Below are 25,258 nucleotides of genomic sequence, written 5' to 3' on the forward strand. Positions count from 1 at the left end.
AAAAAAAAACGGATAGCCAAGGCTATCCGCTGGAAAAGCAAGGAGCTTAGCGCAAGAACCCTAGAACACCGACTGAATTTTCAGTCCTGCTACCAATGCGTTATCTACCTGGTCCACACCACCCGGGTGAGTGATGTATTGCAGGTTTGGACGCACGGTAAGCCAGTTGGTCACGTGGAAGCCGTAGTTGATTTCGTAGTTGTACTCGGTAGAGCGCAATGGCGAGTACAGCGGATCGCTGTAGTCGGTGGCGCCAATGGCCGCGTTGGCCAGCTCGGCGTTTTTCTTCACCTCGTCGTTGACATGGATACGGGCAAAACCGATACCTACGTCATCTTTTGGACGCGCATCGAACGGGCCCTTGTACACGAACATCAGCGACTGGTAGTTGTCGACGATGTTGGTGTCCTTGTCGTGGAAGGTGGCATTGGCAGCAATGTTCAGGCCGCGGGAAGCATCACCGTTATGGGTGGTGAGTTGCTGCTGCGCAACAAACCAGTAGCCGCTTTTGCTGTTGCGAACGCGGTAGCTCTGGCCGGTGGTTGCGGCGTCATTGCCATTGATGTCTTCGCGCAGGTCATCGGCCGGCGCGGTGCTTTTGTAGTAACCGACACGGTATTCACCCGGCAGGCTGTTGACCTTCGGCGACCAGACCAGTTCGACCGGCAGGACGGTGCCCTTGGTGCCGCTGCCGCTGAGCTTGAAGCCATTGCCGTGTTCAAGCTGCGACGGATTCTGGTTGTACGCGCCGATCTGCGCATAGAACTCGGGCGAAATATTATATTTCACACGCAGTGCAGCCTGGCTAACCGGCCAGTTGTACCAGATGTTGGTGGCCCAGTTACCGACCTGGGAGCCGCAGAACGCCAGGTTCTGGAATTCGCACGGGAAGGTGTTGAAGTCTTCGCCTTCACCGAAGTAACCGGCCTTGACGTCCAGTTTGCCGTCGAGGAACTGGTGCTGAATCCACAATTGGGTCAAGCGCACCATATGGCCACGGCCGTAGACTTCCTGGGAGGAACTCAGAGTGCCGGCACGCGGGTCGCCGACACGGTCATTGGAGATGTTCTGGCCATTACGGTTGGTGAGTTGGATCTTGGCCTGGGTGTTATCCCAGCCCCACAGTTTCTGCAGGTCCAAAGCCACGCCCAGACCGAACTGGTCGCTGTAGCGCGCAGTCTTGTCGTCGTTGTAACCGCCATGCAGGTTGGCACCGACTTCACCAACGTAATCGGCCTTGATGTCGATGCCCTGTTCAATCAGTTTAGTCCGTTCACCGCCCCAGTCGCCGGTCATCCATTTCGAGTCGGCGCTGAACGCTTCGTCGGCGTAGACACTGCTTGCACCCAGGCTTAGCGCGATAATTGCCGACAGCTGGCAGGCCAGACGGGTGCGGGTCATTCTGTTAGTCATCCCTTAATCCTCGTTGTTTTCTTATTGGCATTGTTTAACGCGGCACAACTCAAGGAGGCCTGGTCACAGGCTCCCTGTTCCGACTTAACGACCCTTGAATTGCGCCACGTTATCTGCCCGGCCGTGGGTCTGAGGCGAACTCATCGCTCCCAGACGCTCGCCCGTATTCGCATCAAACAGTAGCACTTTGGCCGGATCGAACTGCAAATTGAGGCTCTGTCCCACTAGCGGCGCATCATCAGGGGCCATTCGGCAGCAGACCTTGCTCCCGTTCAGGTTCACAAAAACCAGGGTGTCAGGGCCTGTGGGCTCGATGACCTGCGCTTCAGCACGAATCGTTGGCAAGCCATTGGGCTCGGCGGGTGCCAACACAATCTGCTCGGCGCGAATGCCCACAATCACATCACGATCCTCCAGCCCGGCGTCCTGCATGCCCAGCGGCAACTCGCAGCGTGCCTGCCCGCTGTCGAGCAGGGCCAGCAACCGTCCTTCGCGACGCTGCAGGCGCAGGGGGATGAAGTTCATCGGTGGCGAACCAATAAAGCTGGCCACAAACAGGTTGGCCGGGTCGTTGTAAATCTGCTTGGGCGTACCGAACTGCTGGATGATCCCGTCTTTCATCACGGCCACTTTGTCGCCCAGGGTCATGGCTTCAATCTGGTCATGGGTGACGTAAACGGTGGTGGTTTTCAGGCGTTGATGCATCAACTTCATTTCAGTGCGCATTTCGACCCGCAGCTTGGCGTCGAGGTTGGACAGCGGCTCGTCAAACAGGTAAATCTTCGGCCGCCGCGCCAGTGCCCGCCCCATCGCCACGCGCTGTTGCTGACCACCCGACAACTGACCAGGCTTGCGGGTCAGCAGGTGCTCGATTTGCAGCAGCTTGGCAACCCGTGCGACTTCTTCTTCAATCGCCTCCGCGCTCATTTTGCGGATCTTGAGACCGAAGGCGATGTTGTCGCGCACGTTCATGGTCGGATACAGCGCGTAGGACTGAAATACCATGGCGATATCACGGTCCTTGGGGCTCATGCCGCTGATGTCGGCATCGTCCACCAGAATCGCCCCGCCACTGATGGTCTCAAGACCGGCAATGCAGTTCATCAGGGTCGACTTACCGCAGCCCGAAGGTCCCACCAGAATCAGAAATTCGCCATCGTTGATTTTCAGTTCAATGTTTTTCAGCGTGTCGGGCAAACCCTTGCCGTAGGATTTATTCACGTTACGTAATTCGAGAGTAGCCATGCCTTACCCCTTGACCGCGCCGGACGTCAGCCCGCGCAGAAAATACTTGCCCGCAAAAATGTAGACCAGCAGCGTCGGCAGCCCCGCGATCATGGCCGCAGCCATATCAACGTTGTATTCCTTGGCGCCGGTGCTGGTATTGACCAGGTTGTTCAGCGCCACCGTAATCGGCTGCGCATCCCCACTGGCAAACACCACACCAAACAGAAAGTCGTTCCAGATTTGAGTGAATTGCCAGATCAGACAGACCATCACGATCGGCACCGACATCGGCAGCAGAATCCGCCCGAAAATAGTGAAAAAGCCCGCCCCATCAAGCCGCGCAGCCTTGACCAGGGCATCCGGGATGCTCACGTAGTAGTTGCGGAAAAACAGCGTGGTAAAGGCCAGGCCGTAAACCACGTGCACCAGCACCAGGCCGGTGGTGGTGTTGGCCAGGCCCAGCTTGCCAATGGTGAACGAGGCCGGCAGCAACACGGTTTGAAATGGCAGGAAGCAGCCAAACAGCAGCAGGCCAAAGAACAGTTGCGAACCGCGAAAGCGCCACATCGACAGGACGTAACCGTTCATGGCCCCGATAAAGGTCGAGATCAATACCGCAGGGACGGTGATTTTCACCGAGTTCCAGAAGTACCCGCCCACCGTGTCCCAGGCCTTGATCCAGCCAATACCGTCAATTACTTGCGGCCAGCTCAGCAGGTTGCCGGTGCGGATATCTTCAGGGCTTTTGAAGCTGGTAAGCAGCATCACCACCAGCGGGATCAAGTAGATCGCGGCAGCTAGAATCAAGGTGGCGTAAATCGCCAGGCGGCTGAAGCTCAATCGTGGTGCCCCGATCCCGCTCGTCATATTAGTCATGGCGTTTATTCCTCAGTTCGGAATACAGGTACGGCACGAGGATGGCCAGAATCGCCCCCAGCATCATGATCGCACTGGCAGAACCGACACCCATTTGCCCACGGCTGAAAGTGAAGGAATACATGAACATCGCGGGTAAATCCGAGGAGTAGCCCGGGCCACCGGCGGTCATCGCCGACACCAGGTCGAAGCTCTTGATCGCAATGTGCGCAAGGATCATGAAGGCGCTGAAAAACACCGGGCGCAGGCTTGGCAACACGATGCGCAGGTAGATGGTCGGCAGGCTCGCACCGTCGACCTGGGCGGCACGAATGATCGACTGATCGACCCCGCGCAGACCGGCCAGAAACATCGCCATCACAAACCCGGAAGCCTGCCATACCGCCGCGATCACCAGGCAGTACACCACCCGATCCTGATCCAGCAGCCAGTCAAAACGAAAGCCTTCCCACCCCCAGTCGCGCAGCATTTTGTCCAGCCCAAGGCCGGGATTGAGCAGCCACTTCCAGGCCGTACCGGTGACGATCATCGACAGCGCCATCGGGTACAGATAAATCGTGCGGATAAAGCCTTCCTTGCGAATCCGCTGGTCGAGCAGAATCGCCAGGAACACGCCGATGACCAGGCTGATGGCGATAAACATCCCGCCAAATACCGCCAGGTTTTTACTGGCGACCCACCAGCGGTCGTTTTCCATCAAGCGTGCGTATTGCTGCAAGCCCACCCATTTGTAGCTGGGCATAAAACTGGAGTTGGTGAACGAAAGCACAAACGTCCACAAAATGTAGCCATAAAAGCCAACCAACACGATCAGCATGCTCGGCGCCAAAACCAGCTTGGGCAACCAGCGTTGCAGCGCATCAAAGGGCGAGGCCTTGCTGAACACAGCCACGGAACTCATCGAAATACTCCCGAGAGGGTATGCCGGCATCCGCAAACGCAGATGCCGCACAACCTGGGGTCATGGGGTGCCACGCCTGAGCGTGGCAGGTCAGAGCAACGAATTACTGCGCAGACTTGATCGCGGAGTAGAGCTTTTTGCCAGCAGTGGCTGGATCCGCATTCTTGTCACTCATGAAGTTGCTCACGGTGTCAAAAATCGCGCCTTGCACCGCCAGCGAAGTGGCCATGTTGTGCGCCATGCTTGGCAACTGGCTGTTGGACTTGCCCGCTTCGGCGAAGTCTTTGGCTGACGCCTGGCCACAGCTGTCGAACTTGCTCATGTCCAGATCGTTGCGTACCGGAATCGAGCCTTTGTTCTGGTTGAACACGTACTGGAATTCAGGTTCGAGGGCGATTTTGGCCACATCGTTTTGCGCTGCGATATTGCCTGGCGTGTTGTTTTTGGCAGACAGTTTGAACATCGCCAGCGAGTCGATGTTGTAAGTGAAGCTGCCCTTGGTGCCGGGGAAAGGCACGCATTCATAGTCTGTGCCAGCCTTCTTACCCGCAGCAGCCCACTCGCTCTTCGCCCAGTCACCCATGATCTGCATACCGGCTTTGCCGTTGATCACCTTGGCCGCTTCCAGGTTCCAATCCTGGCCGGTGCCATCCGGATCCATATAGCTCTGCAGTTTTTTCAGGTTGGTGAAGACTTCGGCCATTTGCGGGCCGGTCAAGGTTTTTTGATCAAGATCAATGAAGGCTTTTTTATAACCGTCAGGCCCCATGACGCTCAGCACCAGGTCTTCAAAAACCGTGCTGTCCTGCCAAGGTTGGCCACCGTGGGCCAGAGGTATAAAGCCCGCGGCCTTGAGCTTGTCGCCTGCGGCATAGAGCTCTTCAAGGGTGGTTGGTGCTTTGTCGATGCCGGCTTTTTTGAACACTTCGGGGTTGATCCACAACCAGTTCACCCGGTGAATATTCACCGGTACAGCCACGTAATGGCCGTTGTATTTCATGGTGTCGGATACGGTTTTGGACAGCAGCGCGTCCCAGTTATTAGTCTTGGACACCTCATCGAGGTTGGTCAGCAAACCGAGGGCGCCCCAGTCCTGCAAGTCAGGGCCTTTGATTTGTGCAGCTGACGGCGGGTTGCCTGACACGGCGCGGGTTTTAAGCACGGTCATGGCCGCTGCGCCACCACCACCGGCCACAGCGCTGTCCTGCCAGGTGTAACCGTCTTTTTCGATCAGCTTTTTAAGAACACCAACCGCCTTGGCTTCACCACCGGACGTCCACCAATGCACGACTTCAACCGTACCTTTGGAATCGGCAGGGGTGCTGGCATAGGTATTCAGGGGGAATAGAGTGGCAAGCGAAATGACAACGGCGAGGCGACTGAATGAATTCATGACTGATCCTTTCTTGTTGTTATAGCTGTGCAAGTCTTTTGCTTGCGCTGCCAAAGAGTGTATCCATCACTACCCGCCCCCGCGTAACGAAGAGACGCGCATATGTCACAACCTTGTGACACAGAGGTTTGGGCGATTTTCGATGCTGAAGGTTTTACGACAATGTCTGACACCGGGTTCCTGTAAGCCACCAAGCTGGGCCCACAACCGAAGTAAGGCATTTTCCGCATTACATGTAGGACGCATCCCGAAGTCGTTTTCCCACGTTGTACCAGCAAAAAACTTCAGCGAGTCTGCTGCACATCGTCACGATTAAAGAACGGATGCCGGTCCCCATCAGGAGATGTGACTTATGCCAAGCCCACGCGCAACGACCCGTAATCACTGTTTCATTTACCCGCTTGAATACCCGGACGGTCGCGCCTACGCCTGGAAACTGGACATTCAGCGCTCCGGCAAGATGCATCTGCACCTCTTCGACTTTGCCGAGTACGGAGGGGAAGCTGCAGCATTGGACGCGGCCGAAAACTTGCGCAACCAACTGGTGCTGAAAATGCCCCAGGCCTTCACTTATGAGAGCCGCCAACGCCTGATGCCGCACAACACCAGCGGGCACCCCGGGGTTTACCGGGTTCTGTCCAACCACATCGATTACTGGCGCGCGACGACGCGTATTCACGGTTACAACCTGAGCAAGAGCTTTCGCGTTGATCGTTATGGCGATGACGAGGCCAAGCGGCTGGCACTGCAAGAGCGCCAGCGGCAATTAAGCCTGTGCAACGAGCCCTATGACGTGGCCATGGAAAAACTGCAGCAGCACTTCAGCCAGACCAGCAGGCGCGTGCGCGAAAACCGTATCAACGCTGCGATGAATAGCCCCCGCCGACCTGAAGCCATTATCGAAAAGGCTTCAGCATCCAACCTGGAAGTCTTGTTGCCCATCAGTGCCGAGCAGGCGAGCCTGTCGATCAGTCGCCATTTCGCGGCAAGTACAAAGTAACCCGCAGGCCGCCGACGCGCAGGTTCTGCAAACTGACTTCACCGCCGTGGCTGTGGGCGATGCTGCGTGCGATACCCAGCCCCAGCCCGTAGCCCTGCTGCTGCCCGGCCAGGCGAAAGTGAGGCTCAAACACTTGCTCAAGCCGCTGTTCGGGAACGCCCGGCCCTTCATCGTCAACGGTCAGCACAAAAGCGTTTTCATTGTCATCAATACGCAAGTGCGCGTTTTTACCGTACTTGAGTGCGTTATCGATCAGGTTGCCCATGCAGCGCCGCAAAGCCAGCGGTTTGCCCGAATACGGCCAGAGGGCCCTCCCCTGTAACGTCACACGGCCATTTCCCTGCGGGAGCAAATAAGGCTCGATCAAGCAATCGAGCAGGTGATTCAAGTCCACTGCCTCGATATTTTCGTGAATATCAGTGTCTTTCACACATTGCAGCGCACCTTTGACCAGCATCTCCAGCTCATCCAGATCGCGACCGAACTTGTGTTGCAGTTGCTCGTCGTCCAGCAGCTCAACGCGCAGGCGCAGGCGGGTAATGGGCGTGCGCAAATCATGGGAGATGGCACTGAACAATTGACTGCGCTCGGTCAAGTAACGACTGATACGCGCGCGCATGGTGTTCAAGGCACGCCCCACCTCGACCACTTCGCTGCCACCGCCCACCTCGACCGGTTTGACCTCATCCTCGCCCAGCGACATATCGCGGGCAGCCCGGGCCAGACGCTTGAGCGGGCGACTTTGCCAGTGCACCAGCAGCCCGATAAACAACAATAAAAAAATGCTGCTGAGGACGATAAACCACACCTGCAATGCCGGTAGGCCCTCTTCTTCAAGGCTGGTGTAGGGCTGGGGCAACAGGGACGCGATGTACAGCCATTCGCCCGGCACCATCTGAATTTGCGTCACCAGCACCGGCGGATTGACCGGTTCCAGGGTCAACGCAAAATGCGCCCAGGAACGTGGCAGCTCATCGAGCTTGAGACCAGCATTGAAAATACGTAAATCCTGCGGGCTGACAAACCTCACCGACATGTCGACGTTGGGCCCTACCGACTCGCGCAACACCTGATCCACCGCATCCAGCACCGCCTGCTTGCGCTGGGTCGGCGGCAACACTTGCATGTCCAAAGGCTTGTCATTGAGGCTGACGACAAAACGTGTACCGCCCATGCTGCGCAATTGATCCAGTACCAGCGGACGATAGGCCAATGGCAAGGAGCGCAGGTAGGTCACGGTCGCGTTCATCGAGTGCGCCATGCTGCGCGCACTGTTGACCAGGCCTTCAAGTTGCGTGGTACGCAACTGCGACAACCAGATAGCACTGGACAGGGTTTGTGCCAGCAAAATGGCGAGCAAGGTCAGCAGCAACATGCGGCCCAGCAATGAGCGGGGCAAATGCCATTTGCGCAGGAATTTAAAGGTCATTGCCGAACGAGACCTGAGCCGCCAACTGATAACCACTACCGCGGATGGTACGGATCAACCGCGGTGGTTTGTCGGTGTCGCGCAAGCGTTGGCGCAAGCGACTGACCGCCATGTCGACGATCCGGTCCAGCGGCATCAGGTCCCGCCCACGGGTAGCGTTGCCGATGGTGTCACGGTCGAGAATCTGCTGCGGGTTATCCAGAAACAACTTGAGCAAGGCGAAATCAGCCCCTGACAGGATTACCTCTTCGCCATCGGAATGAAACAGTCGATGGGTCACGGTGTTCAGTCGCCAGTCTTCAAAGGCCAGGACTTCGTTGCCCGAACTCGTATTGGCAAATTGCGCCCTGCGCAATAACGCCTTGATCCGCGCCAGCAGCTCGCGGGGGCTGAAGGGTTTACCCAGATAATCGTCGGCGCCCAGTTCAAGGCCAATGATCCGGTCCGCCTCGTCAGAGCTGGCGGTCAGCATAATGATCGGAATCTGGGCAAAACGTGGATGTTGACGCACCCAACGGCACAAACTGAAGCCATCTTCGTCGGGCAGCATGACATCAAGGATCAACAGATCGCTGGCCGCCGCATCCAGCGCTTCGCGAAACCCCGCACCATCGCCCACGGTGCGCACCTGAAAACCGGCGCGAGTGAGATAGAGATCAAGCAGTTCTCGGATTTCCTGGTCATCATCGACCAGCAAAATGGATTTGCCGGGTATGGTCACTGTGGTGTTCCTTATTTTTATTGGTAACCGCTGCCGCAGGCTGCGATGGCTTTGAAGGGCCTTCGGCCCTTATCGCAGCCTGCGGCAGCGGCTACAAGGTTTACGCGTTTTAGCCAAACGCTTGCTGCAACGCCACTCCCGCACCGATCAAACCAGGGTACGGTGCCGTCACCAACCACACCGGGATGCCCTTCAGGTAATCACTCATACATCCCTTGTCGGCGAAGCTGCGGGCAAAGCCGCTGGCCAGGAAGATATCGGCAAAACGCGGAATCACACCGCCCACGATATACACCCCGCCACGCCCGCCGATGGTCAGCACATTGTTGCCCGCCACACGTCCCAGCCAGCAACTGAAGTGCTCCAGCACCTGCAGCGCCACCGGATCCCCTTCCAGCGCGGCGGCGGTGATCGCACGGTCGCTGTCCAGCACCGGGGTATGACCATCCACTGCACAAATCGCCCGATAGACCCGCGGCAAACCGCTGCCGCTCAAAATGCTTTCAGCACTCACATGGCCAATTTCGTTGTAGATGTGTTGCCACAACTGCACTTCACGCGGGTTGCTCATGGGCAGGTCAACGTGGCCGCCCTCCCCCGGCAAGGCCATCCACTGCGCCTCGCCAAGATTGAGCAGGGTGCCCACGCCCAAGCCGGTTCCAGGCCCGATAACCACCGATGGCCGCGTCGAGTCTGCAATACCCGGGCAAACCTGGCGCACGTCATCCGGCTGCAGGCGAGTCATGCCCAGGGCCATCGCACTGAAGTCATTGATCAGCAGCAGGTTGTCGACTTGTAACGCTTGGCAGAACCCCGAGCGGCTCAAGCGCCAATGGTTGTTGGTAAAGCGAAACTCATCGCCACTCACGGGGCCTGCGACTGACAAACACACCGAACCTACAGAGCCCAGAGCCAGGTTCAGGTCGTGCAGATAAAGCTTGATGGCGTCTTGCGGGCAGGCAAAATCTGCCGTGGCCAGCACGCGGACCGAATGCAGCTGGTCGTTTTCCCACAGCGCAAACCGTGCATTTGTGCCGCCAATGTCACCGACCAGTGCGAGCTTCATTTCAAATTTTCCAGAGACGAGGTAAAGGTGCTCGCGCCCTGCTCGGCCGAACTGAAGGCCTGACGCATAAACGCAAACAACTCACGCCCGGTGCCGACGGCATTATCCAGAGTGCCGATGGCCGGGGTGCGCGCCGCGAATTCTGCCTCATCCACCAGCAGTTGCAATGTGCCTTTGACGCCATCGACACGAATCATGTCGCCGTCCTGCACTCGCGCCAGGGCGCCGCCAATCGAAGCCTCGGGGCTGACATGAATCGCTGCCGGGATTTTGCCCGATGCGCCTGACATCCGCCCGTCAGTAATCAGCGCCACCTTGAAGCCCCGGTCCTGCAACACACCGAGGAACGGCGTCATTTTGTGCAGCTCGGGCATGCCATTGGAACGCGGGCCCTGAAAACGCATCACGGCGACAAAATCGTGTTCCAGTTCGCCCGCCTTGAATGCATCGGCCAGTTGCTGCTGATCCTGGAACACGCGGGCCGGGGCTTCCACGATTTGATGCTCCGGCGCGACCGCCGAGACTTTCATCACCCCTCGGCCCAGATTACCTTCCATCACCCGCAACCCGCCCTCGGACGAGAATGCACGGGCAACCGGGCGCAGGATCGCCTCATCGAGGCTTTCAATCGGGCCTTCGCGCCAAACCAGTTCGCCATCCACCAGGAACGGTTCACGGGTGTAACGGCTCAGGCCATAACCCGCCACGGTGTTGACGTTTTCGTGGAGCAGACCGGCTTCGAGCAGTTCTCGAATCAGGAACGCCATACCGCCCGCGGCCTGGAAGTGGTTGATATCGGCTTTGCCGTTTGGATAGACGTGGGACAGGGTCGGCACCACCTCGGACAGGTCGGCCATGTCCTGCCAGGTCAATTGAATGCCCGCTGCCATGGCAATCGCCGGCATATGCAAGGTGTGGTTGGTCGAACCGCCGGTAGCGTGCAGCGCGACGATGGAGTTCACCAGCGAGCGCTCGTCAACGATTTCGCCCAATGGCATGAAGTCACCATTTTGCTTGGTCAGACGGGTAACCTGGTGAGCGGCTTCGCGGGTCAGCGCATCACGCAATGGCGTGTAGGGATTGACGAAAGAGGCACCCGGCAAATGCAGGCCCATCACTTCCATCAACAACTGGTTGGTGTTGGCGGTGCCGTAAAACGTACAGGTTCCAGGGCTGTGGTAGGACTTCATTTCCGACTCCAGCAGCTCCTCGCGGCTGGCCTTGCCTTCAGCGTAACGCTGACGCACGTCGGCTTTTTCCTTGTTGGAAATCCCCGATGGCATCGGCCCACCCGGTACAAAAATGGTCGGCAGATGCCCGAAGCGCAGTGCGCCCATCAGCAGGCCCGGCACGATCTTGTCGCAAATCCCCAGCATCAGCGCCGCATCGAACATGTTGTGCGACAGCGCCACGGCCGTCGACAACGCGATCACTTCGCGGCTCAGCAAGCTGAGCTCCATGCCCGCCTCGCCTTGGGTCACGCCATCACACATGGCAGGCGTGCCACCAGCGAACTGACCCACCGAGCCAATTTCGCGCAACGCTTTTTTGATTTGTTCAGGAAAGTGTTCGTAAGGCTGATGAGCCGACAGCATGTCGTTATATGACGAAACTATTGCAACGTTGGCAGCGTTCATCATCCGCAGGCTGTTTTTATCTTCTGTGCCGCACCCGGCCACACCATGGGCAAAGTTGGCACATTGCAGCTTGCCGCGTTGCGGACCGTCACTGGCGGCGCCGCGAATAAGTGTCAGGTACGCCTCACGGGTGGCACGACTACGGGCAATAAGACGCTCGGTGACTTCAAGAACGCGGGGATGCATGTGTTGAACTCCAGGCTAACGGATGTGGCGACCTGTACGTGTCCTATGCTGATCGAAGGGTGCAGACACACGACTTCAATCATTCGGACCCGTTGATTCAGGTCACTCGTTGTAGATAAAACAAAATATTGCCACTTAAATGGCTTGTTTTCTATTTTTATGCGAATAATCTTGTAATTCCAACAACAAATCGATGGCAGGCGCTTTCCATGACTCTACGAATCGCAATCAATGGTTTTGGCCGGATCGGCCGGAACGTCCTGCGCGCACTGTATACCCAAGGTTACCGCCAGGACCTGCAGATCGTCGCCATCAACGATCTGGGTGACAGTTCGATCAACGCTCATCTGCTCAAGTACGACACCGTTCACGGCACGTTCGACGCCAGCGTCGAGCATGATCAGGAGAGCCTGACCGTCAATGGCGACCGCATTAGCGTGTCAGCCATTCGGAACCCGGCTGAACTGCCGTGGGCGGCGCTGAAAATTGACGTGGTGTTTGAATGCACAGGTTTGTTCACCGATCGCAGTAAAGCCGAGGCGCATATTATCGCCGGTGCCCGTAAAGTGATTATCTCTGCACCAGGTAAAAATGCCGATGCGACTGTGGTCTACGGTGTTAACCACGACATTCTGCGCCAATCCCATCAAATTATTTCCAATGCGTCCTGCACCACCAACTGCCTGGCACCGGTGGCGCAAATCCTGCACCGCGAGTTCGGCATTGAAAACGGCCTGATGACCACCATCCACGCCTACACCAATGACCAGAACCTGACCGACGTTTATCACTCGGACCCGTACCGTGCACGCTCGGCTACCCAGAACATGATCCCGAGCAAAACCGGCGCCGCCGAAGCTGTGGGCCTGGTATTGCCAGAGCTGGCCGGCAAGCTGACCGGCATGGCCGTGCGGGTTCCGGTGATCAACGTGTCGCTGGTCGACCTGACCATCGAGCTCAAACGTGAAACCACCGCGGCTGAAGTCAATGCGCTGTTTAAAGAGGCCAGCCAGCACTCCAAGGTACTGGGTTACAACAGCCTGCCGCTGGTATCGAGCGATTTCAATCACAACCCTCTGTCGTCCATTTTCGACGCCAATCACACCAAAGTAAGCGGCAAGCTGCTTAAGGTTCTGGCCTGGTACGACAATGAGTGGGGTTTCTCCAACCGCATGCTCGATAACTGCCTGGCGCTGTACAACGCGGAGTAACGCGATGATCGGTATCAGCTTCACCACGGCCACCTTGGCGGCGCGCAAGCGCATCGCCCTGGTGGCCCATGATCACTGCAAAGGCTTTTTGCTGGAGTGGGCCGAGCGCCATAAAGAGGAACTCGGCCAGCATGACCTGTGTGCCACTGGCACTACCGGCCTGCTGTTGAGCCAGCGTCTTGGGCTGCCGATCGAAAGCATGATCAGCGGACCTTTGGGCGGCGATCAACAGCTTGGCGCACGGATTGCCGAGCAGCGGATCGATATGCTGGTGTTTTTCTGGGACCCGTTCGAACCTCAGCCCCACGACCCGGACATCAAGGCCCTGCTGCGAGTGGCTGCAGTATGGAACATTCCGGTGGCCTGCAATGAATGCAGCGCGGACTACCTGCTCAGCAGCCCATTGATGAGCCAGGCCCACGAACACCGCATCCCGGATTACAGTGCGTATTTGAAAGGACGGGCGTAAGTCTGGGCACCTATTGTGTAGCAGCTGCCGAGGCATGAGGCTGCGTTCGGCTGCGAAGCAATCGTAAAATCATAGTGTTCGGTGGGTCAGGAAAACCGTGCATTCAGGGTTTACGGTCGCTTCGCAACCGAACGCAGCCTTCGGCAGTTGCTACAGGATAATTACACCTTTTTAAAACATCACTTGACCAACAGCACGGATGATAAGCATTATCATTCGCTCAAAATCGGTCGGGTAGCACAGTGAGCCAGTCCCACTTCAATCAAGTCTTCCTTACCCAACGGGTAACCTTGCTGCGCACTCTGGAGCGGATGGTCAACAACCACAGCACCGCCGAGGACCTGCTGCAAGAGACCTACTTGCGCGTAACCCGGGCCTTGAGCGAGAGCTCCGTCGAGCACCTTGAACCCTTTGTCTTCCAGACCGCACGCAACCTGGCGCTTGATCACCTGCGCGCCCGCCGTATTCAGTCACGCACCGTGGTCGAAGATGTGCCACTGGAAGTCATCGAAGGCGTCGCCTCCACCCACAGCACCCCGGAAGAAGCCCATCAAGCCGCGCAACTACTGGAGCGTTTGAGTGTGAGCCTGAGCCAGCTAAGTGCGCGTCAACAACGGATTTTCATCCTCAGCCGCCTGCATGGCTGCAGTTATCAAGAAATTGCCGAAGAACTTGACGTGTCACTGAGCACCGTTCAAAAGGAACTCAAATTGATCATGGCAATCTGCATCGGGGTAGCCGACAGACTTGAACGCCCTTAACCTTAAGCGGTGATGCCTGTAAGAACGCTCTGAAACTGCCAAGGAACATCCGTGACGGACACTCACAAATCTGCCGTGCCTGAACTGGCGCAAGACGTGCTGCAAGACAGCGCCATGGATCAGGCACTGGACTGGCTGATTACCCTTGAGTGTGCGAGCGACGAACAGCAAACCGCCTTCGAAAACTGGCTGAATGCCGACCCGGCCCATGCCCGGGCCTTTGCCAGGGCCAACGCGATCTGGAATGGAGAGCCGGTGCTGGCCGCCGCGCAAACCCTGCAGACCCATCGCACACCCAGCCTGCTGCGACGCATCGGGCGGCATTGGAAACACTTGGCAACCGCAGCGGTGGTAATTATCAGCGTGGGCAGTTACAGCAATGTGCCCTTGCGCCTGCAAGCCGATCATTTGACCGTGATCGGCGAGCGCCAGCGTCTGCAACTCGAAGATGGCTCCAAAGTACTGCTTAACACCAATTCCGCGTTCTCCAGCAAGGTGGTCAACGCCCAAGGCAGCGCTCGCCTGTACCAGGGTGAGGCGTATTTTGAGATCCCGGCCAATCTGGAATTCCCGCTGGTGCTCGATGCCGGCCCCGTACGCGTGAGTGTGCGCGACACCGACTTCGCCGTGAGTTACCTCAATGGGGAAGCCCAAGTACGAGTGCAGCGCGGCGATGTGGACTTGCGGGTGAGCAGTGCCGGTACGCAAATGCGCCTGTCTGCCGGCAACAGCGTCAGCATTGGCCCCAACGGTTTCAGCAAGACCGCCAAACTTAACCCCCAGACCGACCTGGCCTGGGTTCAAGGACGCCTGGTGTTTGAGAACTGCCCCATGGGCAAAGTGCTGGACGAAGTACGGCGCTACTACCCCGGCTGGATCGTCAACAACAACGACAAACTGGCCAGCGTCGCCGTGACCGGTAACTACCGGCTCGATCAGCCGCTGGACATCCTGCGCTCGCTGGCTCACATCACTTCCAGTAACATCTCGGAATTCCCGGCGCTGGTCATTCTCAATTAAATGTTTGAGATGCTTCTGTGGGAGCGAGCCTGCTCGCGAAGGTCGCAAACGGTAGCGCGCTTTCGCGAGCAGTCTCGCTCCCACAGTTGAGGTCACAGGGACCTTGAGTAACTAGCATCACAATTAAATGTAGGTTTTTTTACTCGATAGCCGTAGGTCATTCGTCTCGTTGTAGTCAATGCAACTGATTCGCATTTTGAATCAGCTTCGCAACTATAAGATTCGTTCACCTCGGAGCGCTATCAATGCCCACTCGTTTCAACAGCCGGCCCTCATCCAACGTCCGCACAGGCGGTTTGCAGCAATGCACATTGTCGTTGTTGACCGCTGCCATAATTTTGGCTGGCGTACAGGCGGCTCCAGTCCTGGCGGCAACCGATGAGCAGCCGGCTACGCGTTCCGTGGGTAACTACAAGTTTGCAATCACGCAACAGCCACTGGCCTCTGCCCTGAACGATTTCAGTACAGTCACCGGCTGGCAGGTCGGCCTGCCGGCTGAGCTGGCGCAGAACGTTTCTTCACCCGGCGTACGCGGCTCGCTGTCCCCGGAAAAAGCTCTGGAGCGTTTGCTGATCGGTACCAACCTGGGCTACCGCAAACTGAGCAACAACAATATCGTGCTGGAAAAGCGCAGCGGCACCACCGGCACCCTGGCCCTGCAACAAGTGACCATTAGCGCCACCCGCCAGGAGCAGGATGTGAACTCGGTGCCCAGCACCGTCAGCGTCCATGACCGCCAGGATATGGACCGCAATAACGTCAATACCATCAAAGACCTGGTGCGGTATGAGCCGGGTGTTTCGGTAGGTGGTGCCGGTCAGCGTGGTGGTATCAGTAACTACAACATCCGCGGCATCGATGGCGACCGGATTCTGACCCAGGTCGATGGCGTAGAAATCCCCAACTCGTTCTTCAACGGCCCTTACGCCAAGACCCAGCGCAACTATGTCGACCCGGAAGTCATCAAGCGCGTCGAAATCCTGCGTGGTCCGGCGTCAGTGCTGTACGGCAGCAACGCCATCGGCGGCGCCGTCAGCTACTTCACCCTGGACCCGGATGACATTATCAAGCCAGGCCAGGATGTCGGTGCCCGCCTTAAAACAGGTTACAGCTCGGCCGATCGCAGTTGGCTGAAATCAGGCACCGTGGCCGGGCGCTCCGGCGAATTCGACGGCCTGCTGCACCTGAGCCAGCGTGAAGGTCACGAAACCAAATCCTATGGCGATCACGGCGGCACCGGCCTGTCCCGCACTGCGGCCAACCCCGAAGACGTGAAAACCACCAACGTACTGGCCAAGGCAGGCTGGAACTACAACGATGATGATCGTCTTGGCTTCACTTATGAGAAGTACAAGGACCGTCTCGACATTAATGAGAAAAGTGCGGTCGGCGGTCCGTTCGGCAAAGGTGTAGGCCAAAACATGTACCGCTCCCGTGACGGTAAAGACACCATCAGCCGTGAGCGTTTTGGCCTTGAAAACAGCATGGTGCTCGACACCCTGCTGGCCGACCACTTCAAGTGGAGCCTGAACTATCAGATCGCCAAGACTGACCAAAAGACCCTGGAGGACTACTACGTCCCGTTCTCCCGCAATGTAATGCGCTCGCGTAACACCACCTACGAAGAAAAGACTTGGGTACTCGATGCCCAGGCGGACAAAGCCTTCAATATTGGTGACACCGATCACTTGCTGACCTACGGCGCCACCATCAAGCACCAAAAAGTCACCGGTTCGCGCAGCGGCTCGGGTACTTGCCTGGCAGTGGGTACAGGGTGCCCGTCCGTTGGTGCCGACAGTTCAAAAGACTATCTGGTCAAATCCAGCGATTTCCCGGACCCGACCATCAACACCTATAGCCTGTTCGCCCAGGATCAGATCAGCTGGAACGACTGGACCTTTATGCCGGGCCTGCGTTACGACTACACCAAGCTGACGCCGCACATCACTCAAGAGTTCCTGAACACCGTTAACCCTGAAAATCTGGACACGGTCAGCGACAAGGAAAAGGTCTGGCATCGCCTGTCGCCCAAGCTAGGCGTGACCTATGCGTTCAACGACAACTACACCTGGTACGGCCAATATGCCGAAGGCTTCCGTACACCGACCGCCAAATCACTGTATGGCCGCTTTGACAATCTTCAGGCTGGCTACTCGGTTGAGCCAAACCCGAACCTGGAACCGGAAAAAAGCAAAAGCTACGAGACCGGCTTGCGCGGCAACTTTGACGCTGGATCATTCGACGTTGCGGTTTTCTATAACAAGTACCGCGACTTCATCAATGAAGACGCCATCACTCCTGGCTATGACGACCTCAAGTTCCGGGCCAACAATATCAAGCACGCCACCATCAAGGGTGCAGAAGTGAAAGGTCGCTTGAATCTGGACGCCTTCGGCGCGCCTCAAGGCCTGTACACCCGTGGCTCGGTGGCTTATGCCCACGGTCGCAACAACGACACCGGCCAGCCGATCAATAGCGTCAACCCGCTGACCGCCGTGATGGGCCTGGGCTACGAGCAGCAAAACTACGGCGGTCTGGTGAGCTGGACCCTGGTCAAGAACAAGGATCAGGTAGACGACACCAGCTTCTTCGCCCCGGATGGCACCAGCACCCAATTCAAGTCGCCGGGCTATGGCGTGCTCGACCTGACCGGTTTCTACAAGGTCACCAAGGACGTCACCGTCAACGCTGGCCTGTACAACCTGACCGACAAAAAATACTGGAACTGGGATGACGTGCGCGGCTACGACAGCGTGGGGGAAGCCGGTGTGCTGAACCCGGCCAATATGGAGCGCTTGACCGCTCCAGGCCGCAACTTCGCAATCAATCTGGTCTGGGATATCTGACCTCAAAGCTCACCGCGCAGGCTTTTGCTCTGCGCAGTGAGGATTTTTTACTGTGATGCGTCTTCCTGATCGTCTAGTTACAAAGCGCATCTCATTCTCAAGGACATTTGCATGACCACTCCAGATTCCGCACCGCGTCCCTCCGAGCGTTCCAAGCGTCTGACCTTGGCCACCCGCCAGACTCACGACACCCTTGGCGAAAAAGTCATGGGCCGCGACCCATTTGGCAGCCTCGACAACTACACCCATTTCGCAACCGCCCAGTACCTGTTCCTGACCGAGCTGGCAGCGCTGCACACTGACCCGCGTCTGACCCAGCACATCCCCAACCTGCCTGAGCGTTGCCGCGCAGAACAGATCAAGGCTGACCTGCTCGACCTGGGCGTAGAACTGCCGGCACCTGTTACCGGTGCGGTGTCCAACCCGAGCAAAGCCCAGGCGCTGGGTTGGGTGTTTGTATCCGAAGGCTCGAAACTGGGCGCAGGCGTACTGATCAAGCAAGCCCGCTTGCTGGGCCTGAGCGAAACCCACGGTGCCCGTCACATGGGTGAGCCTGCCGAGGGTCGTGGCCGCAACTGGAAGAGCTTTATCGAGATGCTCGACAGCGTCGAACTCACTTCTGAAGAAGATGCAGAACTGGAACAAGCCGCTAATGATGCTTTCAGCCGCTTTACTTACCTGCTGGAACAGACGTACGTGAAACAGCCAGAACTGGCTTAAGCTTGTTGCCCGGCCAGTACTGGCTGACCGGGCGTCCTTTATGCGTCTTGAGCTTATGACCCGCCAAACCCGATCCTCGTCGAAAATCACTCGCATCCTGTTCGGCTTGCTGGCCTACGTGAGCCTTGGCATTGGCCTGATCGCCATTGTGATTCCTGGCCTGCCAACTACCGAATTCATTTTGCTCGCTGCCTGGGCCGCGACCAAAAGCTCCCCGCGCCTGAGTGCCTGGCTCGAAAATCACCGTTTGTTTGGCCCGATCCTGACTAACTGGCGCAACGGCAAAATCATCCAGCGCAAGGCCAAGGTCAGCGCCACCATCAGCATGCTGCTGTGTGCAGGGTTGATGCTGTATGTGCTCGACCACCAATGGCCGGTCTTCCTCGCCATTGCCGGCATGAGCATGGGCAACCTGTGGATCTGGTCACGGCCGGAGCGCTTACCTGTTGCAACTGCAAAACAACCGTAGTAGCTGCCGAAGGAACGAGGCTGCGTACGGCGACGTAGTCGTCGTAAAACATGAATCCCGTTTTTACCTGACACAACCAAATTGCCTGACTTTACGACGGCTTCGCCGCCGGACGCAGGCTCGGCAGCTGCTACAAAATAATCACAAGCTTATAAAACCGCCATAGAGCGCATACGCCGCCCCCAGTGCAGTCATCAGCACCGCCGCAAAAATCACCTTCTCCCATGTTTTGAACAGAGGTTCATTCTGTTCACGCTTGGCCTTGGCAAAAAAGAAAATCCCCGGGGCATACAGCAACGCCGACAGCAACAGATACTTGGGGCCCGCCGCATACAGCAACCACATCGCATAGATCAGCGCGACAGCCCCCACCGCCAGGTCCTTGATGCGCCGACGACCCGCCCGCTCGTAAGTCTCGCCCCTTATGCACAACAGCACCGCATAGGCGGCCGACCACAGGTAAGGCACCAGAATCATCGACGAGGCCAGGTAGATCAGGCTGGTATAGGTGCCGGCAGACACCAGGGTGATAATCAAAAAAATCTGGATCATCGAGTTGGTCAGCCACAAGGCGTTGACCGGTACATGGTTGGCGTTTTCCTTTTTCAAAAACGCCGGCATGGTTTTATCCCTTGCCGTGGCATACAGAATTTCTGCACACAGCAACGCCCACGACAACAGCGCCCCCAGCAACGAAATCGCCAAGCCTATACTGATTAGAATCGCCCCCCACTCCCCCACCACATGCTTGAGTACACCGGCCATCGACGGGTTCTGCAGCTTCGCCAGCTCCGGTTGGCTCATGATGCCCAGCGACAGCACGTTGACCAGCACCAGCAACGCCAGCACGCCGAGAAAACCGATGACGGTGGCCTTGCCCACATCCGAACGTCTTTCGGCCCGCCCCGAGTACACACTGGCGCCTTCGATGCCAATAAACACAAACACCGTGACCAGCATCATGTTGCGCACCTGGTCCATCACACTGCCCAGGCTCGGGGTCTCGGCCCCCCAAAAATCCCGGGTAAAAATATCCGCTTTAAATGCCACACCAGCCAACACGATAAACATCACGATCGGCACGATTTTGGCGACGGTGGTCAGCTGGTTGATGAACGCTGCCTCCTTGATCCCGCGCAGCACCAAAAAGTGCACACCCCACAACAGCAGCGACGCACAACCGATGGCAATCGGCGTGTTGCCTTGCCCGAACATCGGGAAAAAATAGCCCAGGGTACTGAACAGCAACACGAAGTAGCCGACGTTGCCCATCCAGGCGCTGATCCAGTAACCCCAGGCGGACGAAAAACCCATGTAATCGCCGAAACCGGCCTTGGCGTAGGCATACACCCCGGAGTCGAGTTCCGGCTTGCGATTGGCAAGGGTCTGAAACACAAAGGCCAGCGCCAGCATGCCCACCGCAGTGACCGCCCAGCCGATCAACACGGCACCGCCCGCTGCACGCTCGGCGATATTTTGTGGCAGCGAAAAAATCCCGCCGCCAATCATCGAGCCAACCACCAACGCGATCAGGGCGTTTAGCCGGAGCTTCTGTGTCTGTTGCGACATCGCCACCTCTGCTGCTGTTGATTTAAAACTCAGGGCTATAAAGCTACAGCCGCTCACCGACTAAATATATGAACTAACCGAACGTTTAATAGGGTTGCGCAATAAGCCGGCCATTCTTAATTGCGAACCTTTCTATTGAAACCTAAAAAACTGTTCACATATAGATGACGATTTAATTTCGTCGACAGGTTCATGAAACATGGCAATGAAATTTGCATATCTGAAAATACTGGCTAGCTTCAATCCCCACGACCCTCCGGTCAACGAACGTATTAATACCTGAAAACATGTCTGGAGTAAGGCTTTCAGGAAGCGTCATAAAAATACGTCATCGCGACCTTCCCCGCTCTATCAACAATGGAATGTAGTAATGCCCTGATCTATGTCAAACGGCTCGAATACTAATGGACTTACTTTGAAGCCTCACTTCTCCTGGATTGGAGTTACTACAAATGTCTGATACTCCTGGAAAACTGCGACTGGGTGCGCTGGTTGCTCTAGTAGTTGGTTCAATGATTGGCGGTGGCATTTTTTCATTGCCGCAAAACATGGCCGCCAGTGCCGATGTGGGTGCAATCCTGATCGGTTGGGCAATCACCGCAGTCGGTATGTTAACCCTCGCTTTTGTGTTCCAAACCCTCGCCAACCGCAAACCTGACCTCGACGGCGGCGTCTATGCCTACGCCAAGGCCGGCTTCGGCGATTACATGGGTTTCTCATCCGCTTGGGGTTACTGGATCAGCGCCTGGCTGGGTAACGTCGGCTACTTCGTGTTGCTGTTCAGCACCTTGGGTTACTTCTTCCCGATCTTCGGTGAAGGCAACACCCCTGCGGCCATCATCGGTGCCTCAATCCTGCTGTGGGCTGTGCATTTTCTGGTACTGCGCGGGATCAAGGAAGCAGCGTTCATCAACCTGGTGACCACCGTTGCCAAGGTCGTACCGCTGGTGCTGTTTATCCTGATTGCCATCTTCGCGTTCAAGCTGGACATCTTTACCAGCGACATCTGGGGCGTGAAAAACCCGGATCTGGGCAGCGTGATGGACCAGGTGCGCAACATGATGCTGGTCACCGTATGGGTGTTCATCGGTATCGAAGGCGCAAGCATCTTCTCTTCCCGTGCCGAGAAACGTTCGGACGTGGGTCGAGCCACCGTGATCGGTTTTATCACCGTGCTGCTGTTGCTGGTACTGGTGAACGTGCTGTCGCTGGGCATCATGACTCAGCCTGAACTGGCCAAACTGCAGAACCCGTCGATGGCGGCCGTGCTTGAGCATGTGGTCGGTCACTGGGGTGCGGTGCTGATCAGCGTCGGCTTGATCATCTCGCTGCTGGGTGCCCTGCTGTCCTGGGTACTGCTGTGCGCCGAGATCATGTTCGCGGCGGCCAAGGACCACACCATGCCGGCCTTCCTGAAAAAGGAAAACGCCAACCATGTTCCGGTCAACGCCCTGTGGCTCACCAACGCCATGGTGCAACTGTTCCTGATCATCACCCTGTTCTCGGCCAGTACCTATCTGTCGCTGATCTACCTCGCGACCTCGATGATTCTGGTGCCTTACCTCTGGTCTGCGGCCTACGGCTTCCTGCTGGCGGTGCGTGCCGAGACTTACGAGAACGCCCTGGCAGAACGCAAGAAAGACTTGATCATCGGTGGTATCGCGCTGATCTACGCCATCTGGCTGATCTATGCCGGCGGCCTCAAGTACCTGCTGCTCTCGGCCCTGCTGTACGCACCTGGCGCCATTCTGTTCGCCAAGGCCAAGCGTGAAAGTGGCCAACCTGTTTTCACCAACATCGAGAAAGTAATTTTTGCCGCAGTAGTGATCGGCGCCCTGGTGGCTGCCTATGGTCTCTACGACGGCTTCCTGACCCTGTAACAACCTGTTTGTGTACTTTGGAGGATGACTGTAATGACCACGGAAAAAGTGAAGTTCGGCGTGCATTCCGAAGCCGGTAAGCTGCATAAGGTTATGGTGTGTTCCCCAGGCCTGGCTCACCAGCGCCTGACCCCAAGCAACTGCGATGAGCTGCTGTTCGATGACGTGCTGTGGGTCAACCAGGCCAAACGCGATCACTTCGACTTCGTCACCAAGATGCGCGATCGCGGTATTGATGTACTGGAAATGCATAACCTGCTGACCGATATCGTCGCCATGCCAGAAGCCCTGGACTGGATCCTGGACCACAAAGTGACCCCCAATCAGGTGGGTGTGGGCCTGGTCAACGAAGTCAAATCCTGGATCAAGAGCCTTGAGCCACGCCAGGCGGCCGAATACCTGATCGGCGGCGTGTCGGCAGACGACCTGCCAGACAGCTTTGGTGGCAAGACCATTCAGATGTTCCGCGATTTCCTCGGCCACACCAGCTTTATCCTGCCACCGCTGCCCAACACTCAGTTCACCCGTGACACCACCTGCTGGATCTACGGTGGCGTGACGCTGAACCCGATGTACTGGCCAGCGCGTCGTCAGGAAACCCTGCTGACCACGGCGATCTACAAGTTCCACCCCGAGTTCACCAACGCCGAATTCCAGATCTGGTACGGCGACCCGACAGTCGACCACGGCAACGCCAGCCTTGAAGGCGGCGACGTGATGCCCGTCGGCAACGGCGTGGTACTGATCGGTATGGGCGAGCGCACCTCGCGTCAGGCCATCGGCCAACTGGCGCTGAACCTGTTCAAGAACAAAGCGGTAGAACGCATCATCGTGGCCGGCATGCCGCGCTCACGCGCCGCGATGCACCTGGACACCGTATTCAGCTTCTGCGACCGCGACCTGGTCACCATCTTCCCTGAAGTGGTGAAGCAGATCGTTGCCTTCTCCCTGTATCCGGATGACAAGAAACAAGGCGGCATCGATGTACGACGCGAAGAAGGCAGCTTCCTCGAAGTCGTGGCCCACGCCCTGGGTCTGAAGAAACTGCGCGTCGTCGAAACCGGCGGCAACTCTTTCGCCGCAGAACGCGAGCAGTGGGACGACGGCAACAACGTGGTGGCGCTGGAACCTGGCGTGGTCATTGGCTACGACCGCAACACTTACACCAACACCCTGCTGCGCAAGGCTGGCGTTGAAGTCATCACCATCAGCGCCTCCGAACTGGGACGCGGCCGTGGCGGTGGCCACTGCATGACCTGCCCGATCATTCGCGACCCAATCGACTATTAATCACCCCATTTGATTGCTTGCGCGGGCCCCTACGAGGGGCCAGTGCAAGCCGGTTAACCCAAAACCAAGGAGATCACCATGGCTTTTAACATGAAAAACCGCAGCCTTCTGAGCCTGATGCACCACACGCCACGTGAGTTGCACTACCTGCTCGATCTGTCCCGCGATCTCAAGCGCGCCAAGTACACCGGTACTGAAGAGCCGCACTTGAAAGGCAAAAACATTGCGCTGATTTTCGAAAAAACGTCGACCCGTACCCGTTGCGCATTCGAAGTTGCAGCCCACGACCAGGGCGCACACGTGACGTACATCGACCCGGTTTCCTCGCAAATCGGCCACAAAGAAAGCATGAAAGACACCGCCCGCGTGCTGGGCCGCATGTTTGATGCCATCGAATACCGTGGCTTTGAACAAGCCATTGTGGAAGAACTGGCCAAGTACGCTGGCGTGCCGGTATTCAACGGCCTGACCGCTGAGTTCCACCCGACGCAAATGATCGCCGACGTGCTGACCATGCGCGAACACAGCGACAAGCCGCTGCACAACATCAGCTACGCGTACCTGGGCGATGCCCGCAACAACATGGGTAACTCGTTGCTGCTGATTGGCGCCAAGCTGGGCATGGACGTGCGTATCGCCGCACCAAAAAGCCTGTGGCCGGAAGAGTCGTTCGTCAAACAGTGCCAGGAATTCGCCAAGGAAAGCGGTGCCAAAATCACCCTGACCGAAGACCCGAAAGCTGCGGTCAAAGGCGTGGACTTTATCCACACCGACGTCTGGGTATCGATGGGCGAGCCGGTTGAAGCCTGGAACGACCGTATCAAGCTGCTGCTGCCTTACCAGGTCAACAGCGACATGATCAAAGCGGCAGAAAACCCACGCGTGAAGTTCATGCACTGCCTGCCAGCGTTCCACAACTGTGAAACCAAGGTTGGCAAGGATGTGGCCGAGCACCATCCAAACCTGAAAAACGGCATTGAAGTGACCGAAGAAGTGTTTGAGTCCCCGGTCAACATCGCCTTCGAGCAAGCCGAAAACCGCATGCATACCATCAAGGCGATCCTGGTAGCGGCGCTGGCTGATATCTAAGCCTGGCCCACAGTAGATGTGTAAACACACATCTACTGTGGGAGCGAGCCCGCTCGCGAACGAGCTTCGCGAGCAGGCTCGCTCC

General features: G+C 57.2%; 21 protein-coding genes. 11 read left to right on the forward strand and 10 right to left on the reverse strand.

All coding sequences use genetic code 11. From position 1 onward, the window contains the following. Positions 1-60: 60 nt before the first annotated feature. The 5 genes from V6L79_RS21775 to V6L79_RS21795 all read right to left on the reverse strand — a co-directional run bounded on the left by V6L79_RS21775 (position 61) and on the right by V6L79_RS21795 (position 5,810). Positions 61-1,413, reverse strand: a complete 1,353-nt coding sequence (locus V6L79_RS21775) for a carbohydrate porin (protein WP_261739362.1) — start codon at positions 1,411-1,413, stop codon at positions 61-63. Positions 1,414-1,497: 84 nt separating this feature from the next. Continuing rightward, the gene (locus tag V6L79_RS21780; protein WP_261739363.1) at positions 1,498-2,658 is read right to left on the reverse strand and encodes an ABC transporter ATP-binding protein; all 1,161 of its coding nucleotides are present in this window, start codon (positions 2,656-2,658) and stop codon (positions 1,498-1,500) included. A gap of 3 nt (positions 2,659-2,661) precedes the next feature. Next, complete coding sequence (locus V6L79_RS21785; protein ID WP_261742480.1) at positions 2,662-3,507, reverse strand: carbohydrate ABC transporter permease; 846 nt, start codon at positions 3,505-3,507, stop codon at positions 2,662-2,664. A 1-nt stretch (position 3,508) separates the two neighbouring features. Then, positions 3,509-4,417, reverse strand: coding sequence for a carbohydrate ABC transporter permease (locus V6L79_RS21790; protein ID WP_261739364.1), 909 nt, complete (start codon positions 4,415-4,417; stop codon positions 3,509-3,511). Positions 4,418-4,520: 103 nt separating this feature from the next. After that, entirely contained in the window at positions 4,521-5,810 is a 1,290-nt protein-coding gene (locus tag V6L79_RS21795; protein WP_261739365.1) for an ABC transporter substrate-binding protein, read from the reverse strand. A 352-nt stretch (positions 5,811-6,162) separates the two neighbouring features. On the opposite strand from V6L79_RS21795, the gene V6L79_RS21800 reads away from it, so the two are divergent. Further along, a complete protein-coding gene (locus tag V6L79_RS21800; RefSeq protein WP_261739366.1) occupies positions 6,163-6,810 on the forward strand; it encodes an AP2 domain-containing protein in 648 nt (215 codons plus the stop codon). Here the strand turns inward: V6L79_RS21800 and V6L79_RS21805 are convergent. The 4 genes from V6L79_RS21805 to edd form a co-directional block, all read right to left on the reverse strand. Next, positions 6,779-8,239, reverse strand: coding sequence for a HAMP domain-containing sensor histidine kinase (locus V6L79_RS21805; protein ID WP_315968124.1), 1,461 nt, complete (start codon positions 8,237-8,239; stop codon positions 6,779-6,781). The genes V6L79_RS21800 and V6L79_RS21805 overlap by 32 nt on opposite strands. Then, the gene (locus tag V6L79_RS21810; protein ID WP_261739367.1) at positions 8,229-8,960 is read right to left on the reverse strand and encodes a response regulator; all 732 of its coding nucleotides are present in this window, start codon (positions 8,958-8,960) and stop codon (positions 8,229-8,231) included. The genes V6L79_RS21805 and V6L79_RS21810 overlap by 11 nt, the downstream gene beginning before the upstream one ends. Positions 8,961-9,069: 109 nt before the next feature. Further along, the gene (locus V6L79_RS21815; RefSeq protein WP_261739368.1) at positions 9,070-10,026 is read right to left on the reverse strand and encodes a glucokinase; all 957 of its coding nucleotides are present in this window, start codon (positions 10,024-10,026) and stop codon (positions 9,070-9,072) included. Beyond that, the gene (gene edd, locus V6L79_RS21820; RefSeq protein WP_261739369.1) at positions 10,023-11,849 is read right to left on the reverse strand and encodes a phosphogluconate dehydratase; all 1,827 of its coding nucleotides are present in this window, start codon (positions 11,847-11,849) and stop codon (positions 10,023-10,025) included. The genes V6L79_RS21815 and edd overlap by 4 nt, the downstream gene beginning before the upstream one ends. Positions 11,850-12,058: 209 nt before the next feature. On the opposite strand from edd, the gene gap reads away from it, so the two are divergent. From gap to V6L79_RS21855, 7 genes are all read left to right on the forward strand, one after another. Further along, positions 12,059-13,060: a type I glyceraldehyde-3-phosphate dehydrogenase gene (gene gap / locus V6L79_RS21825; RefSeq protein ID WP_261739370.1), complete on the forward strand. Its 1,002-nt coding sequence runs from the start codon at positions 12,059-12,061 to the stop codon at positions 13,058-13,060. A 4-nt stretch (positions 13,061-13,064) separates the two neighbouring features. After that, on the forward strand, positions 13,065-13,529 hold the full coding sequence (locus V6L79_RS21830) for a methylglyoxal synthase (protein ID WP_261739371.1): 465 nt from the start codon (positions 13,065-13,067) through the stop codon (positions 13,527-13,529). A 242-nt stretch (positions 13,530-13,771) separates the two neighbouring features. Next, on the forward strand, positions 13,772-14,290 hold the full coding sequence (locus V6L79_RS21835) for a sigma-70 family RNA polymerase sigma factor (protein WP_338579502.1): 519 nt from the start codon (positions 13,772-13,774) through the stop codon (positions 14,288-14,290). Between the two features lie 51 nt (positions 14,291-14,341). Further along, complete coding sequence (locus V6L79_RS21840; protein ID WP_261739373.1) at positions 14,342-15,310, forward strand: FecR domain-containing protein; 969 nt, start codon at positions 14,342-14,344, stop codon at positions 15,308-15,310. Positions 15,311-15,555: 245 nt separating this feature from the next. Further along, entirely contained in the window at positions 15,556-18,156 is a 2,601-nt protein-coding gene (locus tag V6L79_RS21845) for a TonB-dependent receptor (RefSeq protein ID WP_338579503.1), read from the forward strand. Between the two features lie 111 nt (positions 18,157-18,267). Then, a complete protein-coding gene (locus V6L79_RS21850; RefSeq protein WP_321837580.1) occupies positions 18,268-18,876 on the forward strand; it encodes a biliverdin-producing heme oxygenase in 609 nt (202 codons plus the stop codon). A gap of 55 nt (positions 18,877-18,931) precedes the next feature. Continuing rightward, a complete protein-coding gene (locus tag V6L79_RS21855) occupies positions 18,932-19,345 on the forward strand; it encodes a YbaN family protein (protein WP_338580341.1) in 414 nt (137 codons plus the stop codon). 141 nt (positions 19,346-19,486) lie between these two features. Here V6L79_RS21855 and arcD (V6L79_RS21860) read toward each other — a convergent pair whose 3' ends face one another. Beyond that, positions 19,487-20,914: an arginine-ornithine antiporter gene (gene arcD / locus V6L79_RS21860; RefSeq protein WP_261739376.1), complete on the reverse strand. Its 1,428-nt coding sequence runs from the start codon at positions 20,912-20,914 to the stop codon at positions 19,487-19,489. 452 nt (positions 20,915-21,366) lie between these two features. On the opposite strand from arcD (V6L79_RS21860), the gene arcD (V6L79_RS21865) reads away from it, so the two are divergent. The 3 genes from arcD (V6L79_RS21865) (at position 21,367) to V6L79_RS21875 (ending at position 25,173) form a co-directional block, all read left to right on the forward strand. Continuing rightward, entirely contained in the window at positions 21,367-22,794 is a 1,428-nt protein-coding gene (gene arcD, locus V6L79_RS21865) for an arginine-ornithine antiporter (RefSeq protein WP_261739377.1), read from the forward strand. A gap of 33 nt (positions 22,795-22,827) precedes the next feature. Then, positions 22,828-24,084, forward strand: coding sequence for an arginine deiminase (gene arcA, locus V6L79_RS21870; protein WP_261739378.1), 1,257 nt, complete (start codon positions 22,828-22,830; stop codon positions 24,082-24,084). Between the two features lie 78 nt (positions 24,085-24,162). Next, positions 24,163-25,173, forward strand: coding sequence for an ornithine carbamoyltransferase (locus V6L79_RS21875; protein WP_261739379.1), 1,011 nt, complete (start codon positions 24,163-24,165; stop codon positions 25,171-25,173). Positions 25,174-25,258 lie beyond the last annotated feature (85 nt).

The sequence above is a fragment of the Pseudomonas sp. ML2-2023-6 genome (assembly GCF_037055265.1).
GTDB classification, from domain to species: domain Bacteria; phylum Pseudomonadota; class Gammaproteobacteria; order Pseudomonadales; family Pseudomonadaceae; genus Aquipseudomonas; species Aquipseudomonas kulmbachensis.